Here is a 19,363-nt window from a genome sequence, read left to right on the forward strand (position 1 = left end):
GCGACAGTGAGTCAACGCCCGCCTCAAGCCTGTGGATAACTTTCCGGCCGGCGGGCCGCGACGCCCAGGTGCTCCCCCACGCGATTGACCAACAGCGTCATTTCGTAAGCGATCTGTCCCATGTCGGCGTCGGCTCCAGCCAGCACGCACAGGCAGCTGCCGTCCCCCGCCGCCGTCACGAACAGCACCCCGTCGTCGAACTCGATCATGGTCTGGCGTACCCGCCCGACGCGGAAGTGGAGTGCCGACCCCTTCGCCAGACTGTGCAGCCCCGAGGCGACCGCCGCGAGATGCTCGGCGTCCTCCCGCTCCAGCCCCTGGCTCACGCCGGTCACCAGCCCGTCGTTGGAGAGCACCAACGCGTGCCGCACCTTCTCCACCCGTTTGGTCAGGTCGTCCAGCAGCCAGTCGAGTCCGCTGCTCAATGCCATGCCGCTTCCTCCCCGTATCCCCGTCCGCACGCGTGGCCGGACGGCAGTCCGCGGTCCGTCCGCAGACTGCCGTGCCAGCCTGTCCCACGTCTGCCGTCTCGGCAAGCGGCACTACGCCCGGCGCGCCAAGTACCGCGGGATTGTGCCGGCGGCGAGGATGTCGGCATGGCGCAGAAGATGACCAAGGACGAGTGGCGGGCGTTCCTTTCCGAGGGCACCCGCACCGGCAAACTGTCGACCGTACGGGCCGACGGGAGCCCGCACGTCGCCCCGGTGTCGTTCCTCATGGACGGCGACGAGCTGGTGTTCAACACCGGCAAGGAGTCGGTCAAGGGCCGCAATCTCGCCCGCGATGGCAGGGTGGCGCTGTGCGTCGACGACGAACGGCCGCCGTTCTCGTTCGTGGTCGTGCACGGGACGGCGCAACTCAGCGAGGAACCGGCGGACGTACGGCACTGGGCCACCCGGATCGCGGCCCGCTACGTCGGCGAGGAGCGTGCGGAGGAGTACGGCGCCCGCAACGGCGTGCCGGGCGAGCTGGTGGTCCGGGTCACGATCGACAAGGTGGTCGCGATGGCCGACCTCGCGAGCTGACGGGCAGGGGCGGCACGAGGGCATCCGCGGCCCGCGCCGCCCCGCCGTGGGTCAGCCCACCGAATCCAGCTGCCGGGCGGAGTGCAGCCGCCCGGCGTGCTCGACGAGACGGACCAGCACCTCCTTGCCAGAGTCCCGGTCCCTGGCGTCGCAGAGCACGACGGGGGTACCGCGGTCCAGGTCCAGGGCGCGGGAGACCTCGTCGGCCCCGTAGGACCGGGACTCCGCGAAGCAGTTGACGGCCACGAGGAACGGGATCGCGCGGCGCTCGAAGTAGTCGACGGCCGGGAAGCAGTCCTGCAACCGCCGGGTGTCGGCCAGCACCACCGCCCCCAGGGCCCCCTCCGACAGGTCGTCCCACAGGAACCAGAACCGGTCCTGTCCAGGGGTGCCGAAGAGGTACAGCGAGAGCCCTTCCCTGATGGTGATGCGGCCGAAGTCCATCGCCACGGTGGTCGTCGTCTTGCTGTCCACTCCCCCGGTGTCGTCCACGGATTCGCCCGCCTCGCTGAGGCGTTCCTCCGTACGCAGCGGCCGGATCTCGCTGACCGAGCCGACCAGGGTTGTCTTGCCGACCCCGAATCCGCCCGCGACTAAGACTTTCAGCGACAATTCGGGGTCAGGGTCCAGGGCTGCGCCCTCCGGGGCCCCTTGTGCGGCATTCATCGGCCGTCTCCTTCAGGGTGCGGGTCCCGCGCGTCGCGGGGTGTACGGATCCATGGCTCAGCAGCGGGAGCCGGCGGCGGCACGAAGTGCCGTCCGAAATCCATGGCGAGGACCGTACCGTCCGCTGATCGGGATGTCCTCGAATTCACGAAAGCTGCCAAAGGCTCTGGTCAAGATGCTCTCCGGCCAAGCCGGTTACCGCACGCCCGTTCCCCTGCGATCGGGGTTCATGGGGGACCATGAGCCCATGACGGAGCAGCAGTCGGAGCAGCGGCACGGCCCGCCTGTCGTGGCGCACACCACGGCCGGCACCGTGGAGCGCAACGGCATCAACCCGGTTCCGGACGCCGAGCGGCACGGCACGCCCCGGTCCCTGTTCTGGCCGTGGGCCGCGTCCGGGCTGTCCCTGCTGAGCATCGCCTACGGGATCTATCTCATGGGCCTCGGGCTCAACCCCTGGCAGGCGGTGGCCACCGGGGTCATCGGCTATGTGCTCTCGTTCGTCCTGGTCGGCCTGATCTCGATCGCCGGTGCGCGTACGGGAGCGCCCACGATGGCCATCGGGCGGGCTTCCTTCGGACGGCAGGGCAACAAGCTGCCGACATTGTTCAGTTACGTCTCGAACGTCGGCTGGGAGACCGTGCTGGTCGCGCTCTCCTCCCTGGGCGGGGCCGCCATCCTGGCGCGTGTCTCGCCCGAGGTCTTCGCCCGGCCCGACGGGCGGACGGCGACCACCGGGGCCCAGGCCCTGTGCTTCGCGGTGACCGCCGTCTCCGTGGTCGTCGTCGGGATCTACGGGCATGCGCTGATCATGAAGGTGCAGAAGTGTCTGACCGCGGCAATCACCGTGATGACGGTGGTCTACGTGGTGCTGATGGCCGGCCGTGTCCACCCGTCCGCCCTCGTGCACGGCCCGCCCGCGGATCCCGGCACCGTCCTCGGCGGCGTGGTCTTCGCGATGACACTCCTGGGGCTGGGGTGGGTCAACTGCGGTGCCGACTACAGCCGTTATCTGCCCCGGAGGAGCAGCGGCCGGGCGATCGCCGGCTGGACGACCCTGGGCGGGGTACTGGCCCCTGTGGCGCTGCTGGTTTTCGGGGTGCTGCTCAACGCCGGTGCCCCCGGGCTCGCCCAGGCGGCAGCCGCCGACCCCGTGGGCGCGCTGGCCGCCGAGCTGCCGACCTGGTTCCTGGTGCCGTATCTGCTGACCGCCGTCGGGGGCTTCGCCTCCGGGGCGATCATGGACATCTACAGCTCGGGCATGTCGATGCTGGCCCTGGGCGTCCCCATCCGCCGGCATCTCGCGGTGCTGGTGGACGGTGTGCTGATGGCGGCGGGTGGCTGGTATGTACTGTTCGTCTCGCCCAGTTTCTTCGCCACGTTCCAGGCGTTCCTGTCCATCATCGGGGTGGCGATGGCCGCATGGACGGCGGTCTTCCTGGTCGAGCAGTGGCGCCGACGCCGGACGGGCTTCGAGCCGGCCGCCGTGCCCGCCGTGGGGTGGCCGGCGGTGCTCTCACTGGCCGTCGCCACCGCCGTCGGGCTCGGCCTGATCACGTCCGCGGATCCGCACATCGCCCGGGTGGTGGGGTATCTGCTCACCGACAGCGCCGAGCACGGCACCCTGGGCGCCATGAACCTCGGCGTCGTGGTCGCCCTGCTCGTCGCGGGCGCCCTGTACGCCGCCACCGCCCCTCTGACCAACCGCCGTCCCGCCGCTCCCGAAGGAAGCCGATGACCGACCACCATGCCGACCGGCCGCACGAGGTCCGCGCGTTCTTCGCGTCGCGCGCCGCCGACTGGGACACCAAGTTCCCCGATGACGGTCCCGCCTATGCGGCGGGCGTCGCCGAACTGTCCCTCCGGAGAGGCGATCGCGTCCTGGACGCCGGCTGCGGCACGGGACGCGCCCTGCCGGCCCTCCGAGAGGCCGTAGGAGCGCACGGAACGGTGCTGGGCGCGGACCTCACCCCGGAGATGCTGCGGGCCGTCGCACGGGCCGGACGCGACGCCCACGGGGCCCTGCTGCTCGGCGACGTGACCCGGCTACCGCTCCGCAGCGCCGCCCTGGATGCCGTCTTCGCCGCGGGGCTCATCTCCCATCTGCCCGACTCCGCGGGCGGCCTGTCCGAACTGGCCAGGGTCGTGCGCCCCGGTGGCCGGCTGGCCCTCTTCCACCCCATCGGGCGGGCGGCCCTCGCCGCGCGCAAGGGCCGCCCCCTCACCCCCGGCGACCTCCGGGCGGAGCCGAACCTGCGGCCCCTTCTGGCCGGCAGCGGCTGGGACCTGGTCCGGTACGTGGACGAGGACTCCCGCTACCTGGCGCTGGCGGTCCGCCAGGGGTGAGGCACCCCTGGCGGAAGCCTCGCCTCACGATGCCGCCGGGTCCTCCTCATGGGGAACGGGACAGCTGCCGCCCCGGCGGGAAGCGGGGAACGTCCCGAGCTCGGCCACCCGGAAGCCGTTCGGATAGCCCTTGATCTCCGGGTTCTGGCGGGCGTAGTGCGGGGTGCGGCGGGGCGGCAGCAGCCGTACGGCCCGGGCGCGCAGCTTGAGGGCGGTACGTACCGCCTTCTGGACCGCCGGCCTGGGCCGGTCGTACCGGAAGGCGTCCAGCAGCGCGTCGTCCAGGAGGGCCATGCTGGCACCGCGCACCACGGGTGCGAGGGGTCCGTACCAGCCCGCCATCAGGTCCAGGGTGGCGTCCGACACCCGGCGGGCACCGGGGTCCCAGCCGAAGTGCGCCTTCTCGTAGGCGTCGAGGCAGCGCTCGAAGTCGTGGTAGCTCTGCGGGACTTCGGTGATGCCCATATGGCGTCCGAGGGTGCGGTAGTACGCCGCTATGGCGCGCTTCTCGTGTTCGCTCAGCCGCCGCCAGCCGTACTGGTCGATCCAGCGGATCGGCACCACCACGAAGGTGCACAGGACATAGCGCATGTCCTCGTTGCTGATGTCGTAGCTGCGGTGCATCTGATTGATGCGGCGGAGCGCCGTGCGGCCCTCGTCGCCGTCGAAGCCGTGCTCCAGGACGGCGTCCAGAAGGAGAGCGGTGTCGTCGTAGCGCTTCTGCGTACGGTCCGTCAGCTCCGCGGTCTCCGCGAGCAGTCGGCCGATGCTCGGCACCGCGTAGGTGCGGTAGAGGGCCAGCTCCAGGGCCCTGGTGACGTCCCAGGGGAATTCGTAGGTGGCGGTGATGCGGTAGATCCGCAGGAAGTCCTTTTCCGGATCGAGCCGCCGGATCTCTTTGAGCCAGTCGTAACGCCGCACCTGCTGTCCGTCCCTTCGTCAGCCGAAGTTCCAACATTAGGTGCTGCGGGCACACTTCAACGACGGTACGGGCGCCGGAGCGGGAGTCGGGATGACCGGATTGATACGCGACATCGTCGGGGTGTTCCACAGCGGCAGACGGCCGGGAGCGGTGCGTGCGCACCCTCTCGCGGGTCGCCCGCACAATCTCTTCGAGGCGGCGGCCTGCTACGTGGCGGCAGCCGCCGAGGACGACGAGGAGCGCAGCGCGCAGGCGGCGGCCTGGGTGTCGCCCGAGGCGCTCGCATTCGGCGTCAACGAACTGGCCTGCCGGGCGGTGATCGCGCTGGCGCGGGAGCGTGCGCAGTCGCCCCGGGAGGTCGCCTACGAACTGCTCGGGCTGCCGGTGTCCTGACGGGGCATGCGGGCGCCGCCCCCTCGGGTGCGCGCGGTGGCACCGTAGCGGTCGGTCAGCGCGGGGTCCGCGACGGCCAGCGCCTCCTTGACGGGCATCCCCGTGCGGGCCGCGAGGGCGAGCCGGTCCTGGACCTCACGCGGGGTGCGCGGGCGGTAGCCGGGGCCCGTACCGCAGCAGCCGCCGTGGAAGGTCAGCCCGGCCCGCAGCACGGCCTCCAACGCCCGCCAGCCCGCGGTGTCCCGCCGCTTGGGGACGGCCAGGTCGGCGCCCGCGTCGATCAGCTCCCCACGGCACTGCGGACAGCGGTCGGCTTCGCGTGAGCCCGCCGACTTCTTGTAGGCGGCGCGGCACTCCAGGCACACGAAGTGCATCCGGCTGCTGTAGAAACACATCGTTGCAGCGTACGGCTGGTGACAAGGCCGGACCAAGCCAATTAGGGTGCGCCGACGTAGTGCGGATCGGAATCGATGGGGAGGCCCGCGTGCCGACGACCGAGAGCGCCGACAGTGACCAGTCGGGCGACCAGCTGTTCGTGCTGACGGCGGTGCTGCTGACACCCGCCCAGTTCCCGAGCGTGCTCGGCGACGACTATCCGGAAGTGTGCGCGGGCCTCGGTCTCGAACCGTACGCGGAGGGCTACGGGCTGGTCCTGGGCCAGGACGGCGCCGGCGCGCGCTGGACGGTGGCCACGGAGGACGTGACGCTGGCGGCCTGCGCGATCGCCGCCTGGGACTGCGGCATGGAGTACGAACTGTCGCCCAGTGAGGACAGCCTCGTCGCGGCGCTGCCCGGCTGGCCGCTGGCACTCGCCGTGTCGGCACCCGGGGTGCCGCAGCCGCACGACCCGGAGCCGCAGGAAGGAGACCCGGCACCGCTCACGCCGCCGGACGCCGCGGAATGGGGCCCGGCCCAGCGGCGGCTGGGCGCGGACGAGATCGCGCTCCAGTGGGATGCGTGGCGCGAGCAGGTCGACGACGAGGACGTCTCCTTCGCCGAGCCCGGCGAGCAGTCGCACAAGGGCGTACGGCGGGTTCTGGAAGAGGCTCGCGGCTACCTCTCCGAGCTGCCGCCACCCGGCCGGGTGCGGTCGTCGTTCGCGGCGGGCGAGGCCCGCACGCTGCGGGTCGACGGGCCGGGCTGGAGCATGGTCGCCCGCACCGACGACATCGCGTTCGTGCTGCTGGACGAGGAGCCCGGCGAGGTGCACCCGGTGGGCCGGGGGCCCGAACTGCCGGGCCTGCTCGCGTCGTTGGACCAGCTGGCGGCGCGCCCCGTCTGACCTCCGCCGCAGGCGTTCGGAACCGCCGCGCCGGGCCGCTGTCAGTGGCGTGTGGTGCACTGGATTCTGATCGCAGAAGCAGGCACACGGGGGGCGTTCATGCAGGTCGAACGGGTTGGGCAGATCCAGCGGGCCCGGCAGGTGGGGAGTGCGGGGCGGGGCACGGCGGAGAGTTGGGCGGGGACGCGTGGGGATCCGGGAAGGTGCCCGGGGATCCGCGGAGGCGGGTGGTCGGTCCGGCCGGCGGGTGCGGGCACCGGGCGCGGCCCGAGTGAACGCCGCGCAGTGCCGCGGCCCGGCCGCCCCGGCGGCGCCGGCCGCCGGAGTACGGCCGCGGGTCATCGGCAGTCCTGGGCCCCCGGCGCACGGCGAGGGCCCGTGAGGTCAGCGGCCGATCTGCTTGCGGCTGACGTGGCGCAGACGGCGCCGCTGGGAGGGGTCGAGCGTCAGATACGCGATGGCCGGGATCCCGACCATGACCAGTACGGCCGCCCAGAAGGGCAGCACCGACAGCAGGATCACTCCCACCGCGACGCCGCCGATTGCGACCTTCGCCTGTGTGGACATCCTTCACGCCCCTTCCGCGGCACACGCCGCGTTCTGTGTATTCCATTGAACGCCGTTTTCCCGCCGCGGGTTCCATGAGAGGGCGGATCCTGCTGTACCCTCGGGCGGCTCAAGACCAGTAGTCAAACTTGAGGAGTTCTCGGTTCCAGTGGCTTCCCTCACCGCGGTCACCCCCGGTCTGCTCTCCGATCTCTCCCGCTGTGCAGCGGTCTTCCTGCCGTCGGATCCACCCCGGCTCGGCCGGATCGCCTTCTGGCGCCCCGATGGCGAGCCCATCGTGGGCACGTCGGCCCAGGACGCGTACGGCCACGGCGCACCGGGCGACGAAGCGCTCGGTGACAACGGGCCGGCGACGGAGCGGATACACGTTGCGCTGCCCGTGGCCGCCATGGACGGCGCTTCCGGCGCCGACGGCGCCGGGACGGACCGCACCCGGATCAGCAGCGCCGGCGCCGGGATCGCCGTGTCCGCCGTACCGGCTCTGGTGTTGCCCGTCGCCGCTGCGGTGCCCGTCCTCACCCGGGCCCGGGCCGCGAAGGGCACCCATCCGGCCGCCGCCTTCTGGGGCGCGGCCTCCCTGCTGGCGCTCCAGGTCGCCGCCCGCGGCCGGTTGCTGCCCGGCCTGAGCCCCGCCGACCACGACGCCTGGCGGCTGGGCCCGCTCGACCCGGACACCATCCAGCGGCTGCGCGACCTCGCCGCCGCCATGCCGCCGTACGCGCACGCCGCCCCGCTCCCCGGTACGGACCCGGTGGAGCTGCCGGAGCCCGAGCGCCATGTCCGGGCCTTCCTGGACGCGGTCGCCGACGGTCTGCCCCGGACTCCCGCCGCGGCACTGGCGACCGGCGGGCCCGCCTTCGCCGCAGCCGTCCCGCAGCGCATCCCGGAGCAACGCGCCTGGGCCGCGGACGTCGCCGCCGGACATGACGCGGGGGTGCGGATCTCACTGCGGGTGGAGGTGCGGGGCGCGCAGGACGGCCTGTCCGGTCGCCCCGGGCCGTACGGGCCCGCTCGGCCTTACGGGCCGGGCGAGTTGGGTCGGTCGGCCGCGTCGGAGGTCGCCTTCACCGCCGTCCTCCAGCTCCACAGTGCGACCGACCCCGCGCTCTGCGCGGACGCCGCCGAGGTCTGGGCCGGCACGACGCCGGCGGGGCAGGCATTCGGGCCGCGGGCCCGGATGGACACCCTGCTCACGCTGCGCCGTGCGGCCAACGTGTGGGCGCCGCTGACGCCCCTGCTGTCCGCGGCCGTCCCCGATGCGCTGGACCTGGCGGACGAGGAGATCGCGGAGTTGCTCGGACCGGCATCCGGCGCGCTGGCCGCCGCCGGAGTGCTGGTCCACTGGCCGAGGGAGCTGGCACGGACGCTGACCACTCGGGCCGTGGTGGGACCGCCCGAGGCGATGGGCGCGCCCACGACGGACGCAACCGCCGCCGGCGCGGCGTACAGCACCGCGCCCGGGGACGGAGGCAGGACGGCGACGGACGACCGAGGCCGCCTCGGAAACGGAGGTGGAGAGGGGGCCCGGGAGGTAGGTGCGAGCGAGTCCGGCTACGGCTCCAGGGTCGGGTCCGGAACGCCGTCCCTACTGTCCGCCGACGCGCTGCTCTCGTTCAGCTGGCGGTTCGCGATCGGCGACCAGGAGATCGACAGGGCGGAGCTGGACCGGATCGCCGAAGCCGGCCGCCCGCTGGTGCGGCTGCGCGATCAGTGGGTGTTGATCGATCCGGCGGCGGTGCGTGCCGCCCGGGACCGGCAGGACCGCAAGGTCACCCCGCTCGACGCGCTCGGCGCCGCGCTGACCGGTAGCGTCGCGGACGACGACGGCCACCGGGTGGAGGTACGGGCGTCCGGCCCGCTGGCCCGACTGCGCGACCGGCTGGCCGATCCGGAGGGTGCGGACGCCGCCCCCGTGGAGCAGCCGGCCGCGCTCGCCGCCACACTGCGCGACTACCAGCTGCGCGGACTCGGCTGGCTGCACCGGATGACCTCGCTCGGCCTCGGCTGCTGTCTGGCCGACGACATGGGCCTGGGGAAGACCATCACCCTCATCTCCCTCCATCTGCACCGGCAGACCGATCCGGAATCCGCCGGTCCCACCCTGGTCGTGTGCCCCACGTCCCTGATGGGCAACTGGCAGCGGGAGATCGAGAAGTTCGCGCCCGGTACGCCGGTGCGCCGCTTCCACGGCGGGCGGCGCAGTCTGGAGGAGCCGGCGGACGGGTTCGTCCTGACCACGTACGGCACGATGCGGCTGGATGCCGGGAAGCTGGCCGGGGCGGGCTGGGGGCTGGTCGTCGCGGATGAGGCGCAGCACGTCAAGAACTCCTTCTCCGCGACCGCCAGGGCACTGCGCACCATCCCCGCGAAGGCCAGGGTGGCGCTCACCGGCACCCCGGTGGAGAACGACCTGTCCGAGCTGTGGTCCGTACTGGACTGGACGACGCCCGGACTGCTGGGGCCGCTGGGGCAGTTCCGCAGGCGCTATGCGCAGGTCATCGAAGGCGGCGTGGCGGCGTCCCCCGAGGCGGGTGCGGCGGCGGAGCGACTGACCCGGCTGGTACGGCCGTTCCTGCTGCGCCGCCGTAAGTCCGATCCGGGGATCGCGCCGGAGCTGCCGCCCAAGACGGAGACCGACCGGGCGGTGGCGCTCACGAAGGAGCAGGCCGGGCTGTACGAGGCCGTGGTGCGCGAAGGGCTGAGCGAGATCTCCGGGGCGGACGGGTTCGCCCGCAGGGGCCTGGTGGTCAAACTGCTGACCTCGCTCAAGCAGATCTGCAATCACCCCGCGCAGTATGCGAAGGAGCGGTACGGCCCGTTGGACGCCGGAACGGCGCGGTTCGCCGGACGGTCGGGCAAGGTGGAACTGCTGGACGAGCTGCTGGACACCCTCCTCGCCGAGGGAGCGAGCGTGCTGGTGTTCACCCAGTACGTGCAGATGGCGCGGCTGCTGGAGGCCCATCTGGCGGCGCGCGGCGTTCCCACGCAGCTCCTGCACGGCGGGACGCCGGTGGCCCGGCGGGAGGAGATGGTGCGGCGCTTCCAGGACGGCGCCGTCCCGGTGTTCCTGCTGTCGCTGAAGGCGGCCGGTACGGGGCTGAACCTCACCCGGGCGGCGCATGTCGTGCATTTCGACCGCTGGTGGAATCCGGCCGTCGAGGCGCAGGCCACCGACCGTGCGTACCGGATCGGGCAGACCCAGCCGGTGCAGGTCCACCGGATCATCACGGAGGGCACGATCGAGGACCGGATCGCCGACATGCTCTCCCGTAAGCAGCAGTTGGCGGATGCCGTGCTGGGCTCCGGCGAGGCCGCACTGACCGAACTCACCGACGCGGAACTGGCCGACCTGGTCGCACTGAGGGGGAGCAGCGAACGATGAACACCCAGAACACGCGGGATATGCGGGACATGCAGAACAACATGCGGGATGCCGAGGGCACGGACGGGCAGGGGCCCGTGCGGACCTTCGCCGCGCTGCCGGCGACGCGCGGGCGGGCGTTCGCGCGGAGTTGGTGGGGGCAGGCGTGGCTGAAGGCGCTGGAGGACACCGCGCTGGACGGTCAGCAGCTCAAGCTGGGCCGCCGGCACGCGCGGGCCGGGGCGGTCGGCGCGGTATCCGTACGCCCCGGCCGGATCACGGCCGTCGTAGCGGACCGCGACCACACGCGGCACCGCTCCGATGTCCTGTTGCAGCAGCTGAGCGCGGCCGACTGGGACCGCTTTCTGGACCTGGTCGCGGACCGGGCCGGGCATATCGCGGCGCTGCTGGACCGGGACATGCCGCCGGTCCTCGTCGAGGACGCCGCCGTCGCCGGGATCGAACTCCTCCCGGGAATCGGCGACTTGGAGCCGGAGTGCAGCTGCGAGGCGTGGGACCACTGCGCGCATTCCGCCGCGCTGTGCTACCAGGTGGCGCGGTTGCTGGACGAGGATCCGTTCGTCCTGCTGCTGTTGCGCGGACGGGACGAGCGGGCGCTGCTGGACGAGCTCCAGGAGCGCAGCGCGGCACGCGCCGAGGTGGCCGCGGACAGAACTGCGCCTGCGGACGCCCCCACCGGCCGCTCCGGGGCCACGGCCGGTGATACGGCAGCGGGCGGGCCGGGGAACGAGAGGGCGCCCGGGGTATCGGCGGTCGAGGCGTACGCCGCACGGGACATCCTGCCGGCGCTGCCCGCGCCACCGCCGGTGGTCACGCAGCCGGGCAGCGCTCCGGTGCTCGGCGGCGGCACCCCGCCCGCGCCCGGTGTCGACGTGACCGCCCTGGAGTTCCTGATCGACGACGCGGCGGCACGCGCCCGGCGACTGCTCTCCGACGCACTCTCCCCGTGGCACCCCGACAGCCCGCCGCCGCCCGAACTCACACCTGAGCAGGACGCCGTGCGGCTGGCAGCCGGCGGGCCCGGCACGGCCATGGCGGCGCGCCTGGCGGCCGGTTCGGGGCGCGATGCGCGGAGCCTGGCACGGGCGGTACGGGCCTGGGAGCTGGGCGGCACGGCCGGCCTGGCGGTCCTGGAGGAGGACTGGTCGCCGGCGCCCGAGGCGCTGGCCCGCGCCAACGACCGGCTCGCGACTGCCTGGGAGGGCGGCGGCACGCGGCCCCGGCTGCGCGCCGCCGGCAATCGCTGGACGGTGGTCGGCGGCGACGCCCAGCTCCGCTACGGACGCGATGGCCGCTGGTGGCCGTACCGGAAGGAAGGCGGCCAGTGGACCCCCGCCGGCCCGGCCACGGACGACCCGGCGGCGGCCCTGGCCGACATGACGACGACCTCCGACAGCAACTGACCGCCGCCGACCGCCCGGCTCCCACCCCGTACCGCCGACTGCCCGGCTCCCACGCCATGAACACCTTTCCTGCCATGGAGTAGCGACCTGCTACCAAAATCGCGTTTCGTCAGCTCTTGACACCCGATGACCGATCCGATCCGCGGCAATGACAGGATGGATGCGTATCTGCACCTTTTCCACGGTTCTTTCCGTGATGAGACAGAGAGGCCTTGTCCTGTCATGCCGCTCGCCTTCCTCCAGCGCCTGCGCGACCGTACGCCGCACAGCCCGCAGTCACTGCTCCCCCAAGGGGCGGGCGCGCTGGACCTGTCCGTGCACGATCCCATCGGACTGCCGATGGCCGGAGTCGAGATATCGGTCCGGGACACCGGCAGTCAGGAAGTGACGCACGGCCGGACGGACCCGAACGGCAGGCTGACCGTGACGCTGCCGCCCGCCACGTACCGCCTCGTGGTGACGTCCGACGGCTTCCGGCCGGTGCGCATCGAGGCAGCGGTGGTGGCGGGCGAGCGGACGGTGCCACGGCCGATCACCCTCCGACTGGCGCCGGCGCTGCCCCTGCCCACGCCGGGCCAGTGGCGGATCGACCCCGACCACAGCGCCATCCGCTTCACCGCCCGGCACATCGGACTGGCGGAGATCCACGGCCGGTTCAACCACTTCGAGGGCGGGCTGTGGATCGGTGAGCGGATGCGGGACTCCCGGGTGGAGGTGACCATCGACGCGGCGAGCATCGACAGCGGCGTACGGATGCGTGATGACCATCTGCGGTCGGCGGAGTTTCTGGACGTGGCGCGGTTCCCCTATGTGCAGTTCGCCGGGGAACGGTTCGTCCACAAGGGTGGCAGCCGCTGGGCCGTACAGGGCGTACTGCATCTGCACGGCGTCAGCCGCAATGTCCAGCTGGATACCCGCTACTTGGGCATCGGCACGGGCATCGCGGGCGAGACCCGTACGGCGTGCACGGCCGTCACCGAACTGCACCGCGAGGACTTCACCCTGGACTGGCGCACGATGCTGGCCAGGGGCATCGCGGCGATCGGCGCTACGATCCGGATCGAGCTGGACATCCAGGCCGTGCAGCAGGATTGATCCCACGGCGACGATGCGCCGGAGCTACTGAGCTACTGAGCTACTGAGCTACGAGTAGCGAAGCCGCCGGGTCGCGAAGCCGCAACGCAGCGACATCGTCCAGCCGTTGGTGTCATGAAGCAGTGAGAGGTTGTGGATCATGAACGGGCCGTCGTCGCAGTCGCCCTCCCCCGTGGCGGCACCGTCGTTCGCCGAGGCGCTCGCCGCGGGGCCCGTCGTCCTCGATGGCGGGCTGTCGAACCAACTGGAGTCCGCAGGTCACGACCTGAGCGACTCACTGTGGTCGGCCCGGCTGCTCGCCGAGGAGCCGGAGGCGGTCGTACTGGCGCATCTCGCGTACTACGAGGCGGGCGCGCAGGTGGCGATCACCTCCAGCTATCAGGCGACGTTCGAGGGGTTCGCGCGGCGCGGCATCGGCACGGAGGACGCCGCGGCGCTGATGGGCCGGAGCGTGGGGCTGGCGCGCGAGGCAGCAGCGCGGGCGCAGGCCGGCGGCGTCGCCGGGCCGCTGTACGTCGCCGCGTCGGCCGGTCCGTACGGGGCGATGCTCGCGGACGGCTCCGAGTACCGCGGTCGCTACGGCCTGACGGTGGACGAGCTGGAACGCTTCCACCGACCGCGCCTGGAGGTGCTGGCCGCCGCCCGCCCGGACGTCCTGGCGCTGGAGACGGTGCCGGACGCGGACGAGGCGGTTGCGCTGCTGCGGGCCGTGCGCGGCCTGGGGGTCCCGGCGTATCTGTCGTACAGCGTGGCCGGGGACCGTACGCGGGCCGGGCAGCCTCTGGAGGAGGCGTTCGCGCCGGCGGCGGATGCGGACGAGGTGATCGCGGTCGGGGTGAACTGCTGCGCGCCGGAGGACGTGGACCGGGCGGTGGAGATCGCGGCGCGGGTCACCGGCAAGCCGGCGGTGGTCTACCCCAACAGCGGGGAGATCTGGGACGCGGAGGCGCGGGCGTGGCGCGGCAGCCCGGCGTTCAGCGGGGACCGCGTCGCCGCCTGGGTGGCCGCAGGCGCCCGGCTGATCGGCGGCTGCTGCCGAGTGGGCCCGGAGGCGATCGCGGAACTGGCGGCGGCGCTGGAACGGTGAGGCGGCGGGGCACGGCTCGGCCACGTCTTCGGCCGTTCGCCACGCCCGCCTCCCCCGCCCGTTTTCCCTCCCCGTTTTCCCTCCCCGTTTTCTCCTGCTGCCCTGCCTCCGCCGCCCACCGCCCCCTCAGACCAGCGGCTTGGTGAGCTTCTTGGTACCGCTCTTGTTGGCCGTCAGGCTGCAGATCACCGACTTGATGCCCATGTGGTAGCCCTTGAGGCTGGGGAACTGGACGTAGGTGCCCTCGGCGGTTCCGGCCGGCTGCTTGGACGCCTTGCTCTCCAGTTCGGAGGCGCAGAGCGACGATGCCTTGTCCTTGATCTCGTTCTCGGACGACAGGCCGAACGGCAGGGTGTAGACGAAGACGACCTCGGCGTCATGGGCGCCGTTGCAGGCTGCCGCGTTGCTGTTGCCGCCGCCGTCGCCCGGCGGGATGTCGTAGCAGTCGCCCCGCTTCATCTCGTAGAAGGGAACCGTGCGGCCGGTGGGCGAGACCGCACCGGCCGGCGGGCCGGTGGGTGCCGTGGACGGCGAGGGGCTGACGGACGGACTCGCGGAGGCGGAGTCGGACGGGCTCGCGCCGGGCCCGGAACTGGAGCCGGAGGCGGAGGGCTTGGCCTGGTTCGTGCTGTCGCTGCCGCTGTTGACCCAGACGAGGGTGCCGATGACGGCTGCCAGCACGACCACACCGGCGCCGACGATCAGCGCGATCGCCTTGCCGTTGCCGCCGCCCCGCTGCGGCGGACCGGGCGGCTGCTGCTGCCAGCCACCAGGATCCCCCGGCCCACCCGGACCGCCGGGACCACCCGAGCCAGGAGGCCCGAAGCCGCCGCCCCCGGAGGCGCCGTACGGGCCGGAGGCCGCCGGACCGCCTCCGGCCGACGGGCCCGCAGGTCCCGGCGGCCCGGCCGGTCCGGACGGCCCGTAGCCACCCGCCCCGTAACCGCCCGGTCCGTACGGGCCCTGCGCCGCGCCCGGTGCGCCCGGCCCGTAACCGCCGCCCGGCGGGCCGAAACCACCGGGGTTGCTGGGGGCCGGCTGATGCGGCGGCTGGTTCGACGGCGGAGGCGGCGGATAGCTCATGGCGGAAGTGATCGCTTCTTTACGGTGTTTTGAAGGACGTGGTGACCAACCCGGAACATTCCAGGTCTGAAATGTCCGTCCGCTGGGCACCGTTGGCGACGAGCGGCCGAGAACCGACCCTGGTCCTCGATCGCCCGGAGAGACCCTAACGTGTACGCCCGACGGCACCGGAGGTGCTCCATGTTCACCGACCTGCCCCTGGACGAGCTGCGCCGCTACCACCCGCCGCTGCCCGAGCCCGCCGGGTTCGACGCGTTCTGGAAGCGGACGCTCGACGAGGCCCGCGGCCATGAACTCGACGCGCGGTTCACCGAGGTCGACGCCGGGCTGACGCTGCTGCACACCGCCGACGTGGAGTTCTCCGGCTTCGGCGGGCACCGGATCCGCGGCTGGTTCCTGCGCCCGAGGACGGCCGCCGGCCCGCTCCCCTGCGTCGTGCAGTACCTCGGTTACGACGGCGGCCGGCTGCTGCCGCACGACTGGCTGCTGTGGCCGTCCGCCGGCTACGCCACGCTCGTCATGGACACCCGGGGGCAGAGCGGCCCCAACAGGCCCGGCGACACCCCCGATCCGGTCGGCGCCCCGCATCCCGGCGTACCGGGCAAGATGACACAGGGCCTGCTCGATCCCGACGACTACTACTACCGGCGGCTGTTCACCGACGCGGTCCGGGCCGTTGAGGTGGCCCGCGGGCACGCCGCGGTGGACGCGGAGCGGATCGTGGTCGCGGGCGGCAGCCAGGGCGGCGCCCTCGCGCTCGCGATGACCGGGCTGGTCCCGGGTCTCGCCGGTGCGCTGATCGACGTGCCGTTCCTGACGCACATCCGGCGGGCCCTGGAGATCACGGACGAGGGACCGTACGGCGAACTGGTCCGCTACTTCGCGGGCGAACGCACCCGTATCGACACCGCGCTGCACACCCTCGACCACTTCGACGGCCTGAACTTCGCGGCTCGCGCGAGCGCCCCGGCGCTCTTCGGTACGGCGCTGCGCGACGCCGTCGTGCCGCCGTCCACGGGCTTCGCCGCGTATCACCGCTACGCGGGCGAGAAGCAGCTCCAGGTATGGCGCTTCAACGCCCATGAGAGCGGCGGCGGGCAGCAGCGGGCGGCGGAACTCCGGTTCGTCCACGAACTGTTCGGCTGAGGGGGCCACCCCAGCCCCCTCGGCCGGCCCCGCCCAGGGACGCGCCTGATCCGATCAGCGCCGTCAGGGGCGCTCCGCCGCCCGTCAGCCGGCCGCCCCCATCAAGTGGTCCACCGCCAGCTGGTCCAGCCGCTCGAACGCCATTCCCCGGGCGCCCGCCTCCTCCGCGTCGAACGTCTCGTACGCGCCGCGGTCGGCCAGCAGTCCGGCCAGGCCGTCCTCGGCGGTCGGCAGTGCCAGCTCGTCGACCCGCGCCGCCCGCAGCGCCTCCTGGACCGCCGGGTCGGCACGGAAGGCCGCCGCACGTTCCCTGAGCAGCAGATAGGTGCGCATACAGCCCGCCGCCGAGGCCCAGACGCCGTCCGGGTCCTCGGTGCGCGGCGGCTTGAAGTCGAAGTGCCGGGGACCGTCGTATCCGGCGGTCTCCAGCAGGTCGACCAGCCAGAACGCGGACCGCAGATCACCGGCGCCGAAGCGGAGGTCCTGGTCGTACTTGACGCCGCTCTGACCGTTGAGGTCGATATGGAGGAGCTTGCCCGCCCAGAGAGCTTGGGCGACGCCGTGCGGAACGTTCAGACCGGCCATCTGCTCGTGGCCGACCTCCGGGTTGACGCCGTAGAGGTCGGGGCGCGCCAGCCGTTCGATGAAGGCCAGGGCGTGGCCGACCGTGGGCAGCAGGATGTCGCCGCGCGGCTCGTTGGGCTTGGGTTCGATGGCGAACCTCAGGTCGTAGCCCTGCTCGGTGACGTACTGCCCGAGGAGGTCGAACGCCTCCTTCAGCCGGTCCAGCGCGGTGCGGACGTCCTTGGCCGCCCCGGATTCCGCGCCCTCCCTGCCGCCCCAGGCGACGTAGGTGCGGGCGCCCAGTTCGGCGGCGAGGTCGATGTTGCGGAGCGTCTTGCGCAGGGCGTGGCGGCGGATGTCGCGGTCGTTGGCGGTGAAGGCGCCGTCCTTGAAGACGGGGTGGGTGAAGAGGTTGGTGGTGGCCATCGGGACGGCCAGGCCGGTGGTGTCCAGCGCCTGCCGGAAGCGCTTGACGGCGGTCTCGCGGGCACGGTCGTCGGAGCCGGGCGGGATCAGATCGTCGTCGTGGAAGGTGACGCCGTACGCGCCCAGTTCCGCCAGCCGGTGCACCGATTCGACGGGGTCCAGGGCGGGGCGGGTGGCGTCCCCGAAGGGGTCCCGGCCCTGCCAGCCGACGGTCCACAGGCCGAAGCTGAACTTGTCGGCGGGCACGGGGTGATGGCTCATGGCGGCTCCCTCGTCCGGGTAGTCCGGGTCCTGCGGTGCGGGCCGGCACGCCCGGTCGTGGCGTGCGGCGCCGCGCCCCACCCATTTCGTCAACGAGCTTTACAAATTCCGTCGCGGACAAATTAATATGCGGCAGCGCACCGGGGAACCCCCTGGGAGGAACCCGGATCACCGGGCAACCCGGGGAGCTCGTGCCCCGGACCACCAGCCGCCAAGGGAGAGTGCACGATGGGCGCACAGTCGGCCGGACCGCTCGTCGTCGGCGTGGACAGCTCGACGCAGTCCACCAAGACGCTGGTCGTGGACGCGGAGACCGGCGCGGTGCTGGCCCGGGGCCAGGCCCCGCACACCGTCACCGGCGGCACGGGGAAGGACGGGGGCGAGCCCGGCGGCAAGGAGAGCGATCCCGAGCAGTGGTGGCGGGCGCTGGGCGAGGCGCTGGACCGGTGCGGGGCCGCGGCCCGGCAGGCGTCCGCGGTGTCCGTCGCCGGGCAGCAGCACGGGCTGGTCACCCTCGACGCGGCCGGCGCGCCGGTGCGCCCGGCGCTGCTGTGGAACGACGTACGGGCGGCGCCGCAGAGCGAGCGGCTGGTCCGGGAGCGGGGCGGCGCCGAGGTCTGGGCGCAGCGGACCGGCAGCGTGCCGAGGTCCGCGTTCACGGTCGCCAAGTGGGCCTGGCTGTGCGACAACGAACCGGAGTCCGCCGCGGCCACCGCCGCGGTCCGGCTGCCGCACGACTACCTGACGCAGCGGCTGACCGGCCAGGGCGTCACCGACCGCGGGGACGCGTCCGGGACGGGCTGGTGGGCGTCGGCGACCGGGGCGTACGACACGGAGATCCTGGAACACGTCGGACTGGCCCCGGAGAAGCTGCCGCGGGTGGCGCTCCCCGGCGAGGCCGCCGGCACCGTGCGGTGCGCGGAACTCCCGCTTCCGCAGGGTGCGTTGGTGGCTCCCGGTACGGGCGACAACATGGCGGCGGCGCTGGGGCTGGGCCTGCGCTCCGGGCAGCCGGTGCTGAGCCTGGGCACCTCCGGCACGGTCTACGCGGTCTCCACCCACCGGCCGACCGATCCGACCGGGATCGTCGCGGGCTTCGCCGATGCCCGCGGCGACTGGCTGCCGCTGGCCTGCACCCTGAACTGCACGCTCGCCGTGGACCGGGTGGCGGCGCTCCTCGGCCGCGACCGGGAGGCCGTCGAGGCGGGCGGCAGCGCCGTACTGCTGCCCTTCCTGGACGGCGAGCGGACCCCGAATCTGCCGCACGCCTCGGGGCTGCTGCACGGCCTGCGGCACGACACCACCGCCGGCCAGCTGCTCCAAGCGGCGTACGACGGTGCGGTGTTCGCCCTGCTCCAGGCCCTGGACCGGGTACTCGACGCGGACACCGCGGACGATGCGCCGCTGCTGCTGATCGGCGGCGGGGCCCGGGGCCGCGCCTGGCGGGAGACCGTACGGCGGCTCTCCGGGCGGCCGGTGGTGGTGCCCGAGGCACAGGAGCTGGTGGCGCTCGGCGCCGCGGCGCAGGCGGCCGGGCTGCTGCTGGGCGAGGATCCGGCGGCGGTGGCGCGCCGCTGGGGGACGGCCCGCGGCACGGCGTTCGAGCCGGTGGAGCGGGACACCGCCGCCTGCGACCGGCTGGCGGCCACGCTCGCCGACGGAGCGGCCCTGCTCGGCCACCGCTGACCCTCCTCGGCGGAAATCCGGGCCCGGCC

Annotated in this window: 18 protein-coding genes; 11 read left to right on the forward strand and 7 right to left on the reverse strand. The window is 73.0% G+C overall.

Annotated elements, in window-relative coordinates:
- Positions 1-23: 23 nt before the first annotated feature.
- Positions 24-431, reverse strand: coding sequence for a roadblock/LC7 domain-containing protein (locus IEZ17_RS06175; protein ID WP_189297226.1), 408 nt, complete (start codon positions 429-431; stop codon positions 24-26).
- A 165-nt stretch (positions 432-596) separates the two neighbouring features.
- On the opposite strand from IEZ17_RS06175, the gene IEZ17_RS06180 reads away from it, so the two are divergent.
- Entirely contained in the window at positions 597-1,025 is a 429-nt protein-coding gene (locus IEZ17_RS06180) for a PPOX class F420-dependent oxidoreductase (RefSeq protein ID WP_189297227.1), read from the forward strand.
- 51 nt (positions 1,026-1,076) lie between these two features.
- Here IEZ17_RS06180 and IEZ17_RS06185 read toward each other — a convergent pair whose 3' ends face one another.
- The gene (locus IEZ17_RS06185; RefSeq protein WP_189297228.1) at positions 1,077-1,691 is read right to left on the reverse strand and encodes a GTP-binding protein; all 615 of its coding nucleotides are present in this window, start codon (positions 1,689-1,691) and stop codon (positions 1,077-1,079) included.
- A 247-nt stretch (positions 1,692-1,938) separates the two neighbouring features.
- Here IEZ17_RS06185 and IEZ17_RS06190 point away from each other — a divergent pair, with 247 nt between their 5' ends.
- Entirely contained in the window at positions 1,939-3,429 is a 1,491-nt protein-coding gene (locus tag IEZ17_RS06190) for a purine-cytosine permease family protein (protein ID WP_189297229.1), read from the forward strand.
- Positions 3,426-4,037, forward strand: a complete 612-nt coding sequence (locus tag IEZ17_RS06195; RefSeq protein WP_189297230.1) for a class I SAM-dependent methyltransferase — start codon at positions 3,426-3,428, stop codon at positions 4,035-4,037. Before IEZ17_RS06190 ends, IEZ17_RS06195 begins: the two co-directional genes overlap by 4 nt.
- 24 nt (positions 4,038-4,061) lie before the next feature.
- Here the strand turns inward: IEZ17_RS06195 and IEZ17_RS06200 are convergent, their stop codons facing one another.
- A complete protein-coding gene (locus tag IEZ17_RS06200; protein WP_189297231.1) occupies positions 4,062-4,958 on the reverse strand; it encodes an oxygenase MpaB family protein in 897 nt (298 codons plus the stop codon).
- A gap of 91 nt (positions 4,959-5,049) precedes the next feature.
- Here IEZ17_RS06200 and IEZ17_RS06205 point away from each other — a divergent pair, with 91 nt between their 5' ends.
- The gene (locus tag IEZ17_RS06205; protein ID WP_189297232.1) at positions 5,050-5,352 is read left to right on the forward strand and encodes a hypothetical protein; all 303 of its coding nucleotides are present in this window, start codon (positions 5,050-5,052) and stop codon (positions 5,350-5,352) included.
- On the opposite strand, the gene IEZ17_RS06210 is transcribed toward IEZ17_RS06205, so the two are convergent.
- A complete protein-coding gene (locus IEZ17_RS06210) occupies positions 5,322-5,747 on the reverse strand; it encodes a hypothetical protein (RefSeq protein WP_229851948.1) in 426 nt (141 codons plus the stop codon). The genes IEZ17_RS06205 and IEZ17_RS06210 overlap by 31 nt on opposite strands.
- 89 nt (positions 5,748-5,836) lie before the next feature.
- On the opposite strand from IEZ17_RS06210, the gene IEZ17_RS06215 reads away from it, so the two are divergent.
- Positions 5,837-6,634: a hypothetical protein gene (locus tag IEZ17_RS06215; RefSeq protein ID WP_189297233.1), complete on the forward strand. Its 798-nt coding sequence runs from the start codon at positions 5,837-5,839 to the stop codon at positions 6,632-6,634.
- 384 nt (positions 6,635-7,018) lie between these two features.
- On the opposite strand, the gene IEZ17_RS06220 is transcribed toward IEZ17_RS06215, so the two are convergent.
- Positions 7,019-7,201, reverse strand: coding sequence for a tail-anchor membrane protein (locus IEZ17_RS06220; protein WP_189297234.1), 183 nt, complete (start codon positions 7,199-7,201; stop codon positions 7,019-7,021).
- A 148-nt stretch (positions 7,202-7,349) separates the two neighbouring features.
- Here IEZ17_RS06220 and IEZ17_RS06225 point away from each other — a divergent pair, with 148 nt between their 5' ends.
- The 4 genes from IEZ17_RS06225 (at position 7,350) to mmuM (ending at position 14,168) form a co-directional block, all read left to right on the forward strand.
- The gene (locus IEZ17_RS06225) at positions 7,350-10,583 is read left to right on the forward strand and encodes a DEAD/DEAH box helicase (protein ID WP_189297235.1); all 3,234 of its coding nucleotides are present in this window, start codon (positions 7,350-7,352) and stop codon (positions 10,581-10,583) included.
- Between the two features lie 20 nt (positions 10,584-10,603).
- Positions 10,604-11,986, forward strand: coding sequence for an SWIM zinc finger family protein (locus IEZ17_RS06230; RefSeq protein WP_229851995.1), 1,383 nt, complete (start codon positions 10,604-10,606; stop codon positions 11,984-11,986).
- Positions 11,987-12,208: 222 nt separating this feature from the next.
- Positions 12,209-13,081: a YceI family protein gene (locus tag IEZ17_RS06235; RefSeq protein WP_189297236.1), complete on the forward strand. Its 873-nt coding sequence runs from the start codon at positions 12,209-12,211 to the stop codon at positions 13,079-13,081.
- Between the two features lie 139 nt (positions 13,082-13,220).
- Positions 13,221-14,168, forward strand: a complete 948-nt coding sequence (mmuM, locus tag IEZ17_RS06240) for a homocysteine S-methyltransferase (protein ID WP_189297238.1) — start codon at positions 13,221-13,223, stop codon at positions 14,166-14,168.
- 126 nt (positions 14,169-14,294) lie between these two features.
- Here the strand turns inward: mmuM and IEZ17_RS06245 are convergent, their stop codons facing one another.
- On the reverse strand, positions 14,295-15,251 hold the full coding sequence (locus IEZ17_RS06245) for a hypothetical protein (RefSeq protein WP_189297240.1): 957 nt from the start codon (positions 15,249-15,251) through the stop codon (positions 14,295-14,297).
- A gap of 180 nt (positions 15,252-15,431) precedes the next feature.
- Between IEZ17_RS06245 and IEZ17_RS06250 the strand changes: the two genes are divergently transcribed.
- Positions 15,432-16,397 (forward strand): acetylxylan esterase, encoded by a 966-nt coding sequence (locus IEZ17_RS06250; protein ID WP_189297242.1) that lies wholly within the window; start codon positions 15,432-15,434, stop codon positions 16,395-16,397.
- 84 nt (positions 16,398-16,481) lie between these two features.
- Here the strand turns inward: IEZ17_RS06250 and xylA are convergent, their stop codons facing one another.
- Positions 16,482-17,648, reverse strand: a complete 1,167-nt coding sequence (gene xylA, locus IEZ17_RS06255) for a xylose isomerase (RefSeq protein WP_189297244.1) — start codon at positions 17,646-17,648, stop codon at positions 16,482-16,484.
- A gap of 228 nt (positions 17,649-17,876) precedes the next feature.
- Here xylA and xylB point away from each other — a divergent pair, with 228 nt between their 5' ends.
- Positions 17,877-19,334, forward strand: a complete 1,458-nt coding sequence (gene xylB / locus IEZ17_RS06260; RefSeq protein WP_189297246.1) for a xylulokinase — start codon at positions 17,877-17,879, stop codon at positions 19,332-19,334.
- The last annotated feature ends 29 nt before the right edge of the window (positions 19,335-19,363 follow it).

It is taken from the genome of Streptomyces albospinus, from assembly GCF_014648695.1.
Lineage (GTDB): Bacteria > Actinomycetota > Actinomycetes > Streptomycetales > Streptomycetaceae > Streptomyces > Streptomyces albospinus.

Excerpts from the sequence above, each read along its gene's own strand:
- IEZ17_RS06205 (WP_189297232.1), top strand. The coding sequence starts at position 5,050 with ATGACCGGATTGATACGCGACATCGTCGGGGTGTTCCACAGCGGCAGA.
- IEZ17_RS06220 (WP_189297234.1), bottom strand. The coding sequence starts at position 7,201 with ATGTCCACACAGGCGAAGGTCGCAATCGGCGGCGTCGCGGTGGGAGTG.
- IEZ17_RS06190 (WP_189297229.1), top strand. The coding sequence starts at position 1,939 with ATGACGGAGCAGCAGTCGGAGCAGCGGCACGGCCCGCCTGTCGTGGCG.
- xylB (WP_189297246.1), top strand. The coding sequence starts at position 17,877 with ATGGGCGCACAGTCGGCCGGACCGCTCGTCGTCGGCGTGGACAGCTCG.
- IEZ17_RS06230 (WP_229851995.1), top strand. The coding sequence starts at position 10,604 with ATGCGGGACATGCAGAACAACATGCGGGATGCCGAGGGCACGGACGGG.
- IEZ17_RS06195 (WP_189297230.1), top strand. The coding sequence starts at position 3,426 with ATGACCGACCACCATGCCGACCGGCCGCACGAGGTCCGCGCGTTCTTC.
- xylA (WP_189297244.1), bottom strand. The coding sequence starts at position 17,648 with ATGAGCCATCACCCCGTGCCCGCCGACAAGTTCAGCTTCGGCCTGTGG.
- IEZ17_RS06235 (WP_189297236.1), top strand. The coding sequence starts at position 12,209 with ATGCCGCTCGCCTTCCTCCAGCGCCTGCGCGACCGTACGCCGCACAGC.
- IEZ17_RS06175 (WP_189297226.1), bottom strand. The coding sequence starts at position 431 with ATGGCATTGAGCAGCGGACTCGACTGGCTGCTGGACGACCTGACCAAA.
- IEZ17_RS06245 (WP_189297240.1), bottom strand. The coding sequence starts at position 15,251 with ATGAGCTATCCGCCGCCTCCGCCGTCGAACCAGCCGCCGCATCAGCCG.
- IEZ17_RS06210 (WP_229851948.1), bottom strand. The coding sequence starts at position 5,747 with ATGTGTTTCTACAGCAGCCGGATGCACTTCGTGTGCCTGGAGTGCCGC.
- mmuM (WP_189297238.1), top strand. The coding sequence starts at position 13,221 with ATGAACGGGCCGTCGTCGCAGTCGCCCTCCCCCGTGGCGGCACCGTCG.
- IEZ17_RS06180 (WP_189297227.1), top strand. The coding sequence starts at position 597 with ATGGCGCAGAAGATGACCAAGGACGAGTGGCGGGCGTTCCTTTCCGAG.
- IEZ17_RS06250 (WP_189297242.1), top strand. The coding sequence starts at position 15,432 with ATGTTCACCGACCTGCCCCTGGACGAGCTGCGCCGCTACCACCCGCCG.
- IEZ17_RS06185 (WP_189297228.1), bottom strand. The coding sequence starts at position 1,691 with ATGAATGCCGCACAAGGGGCCCCGGAGGGCGCAGCCCTGGACCCTGAC.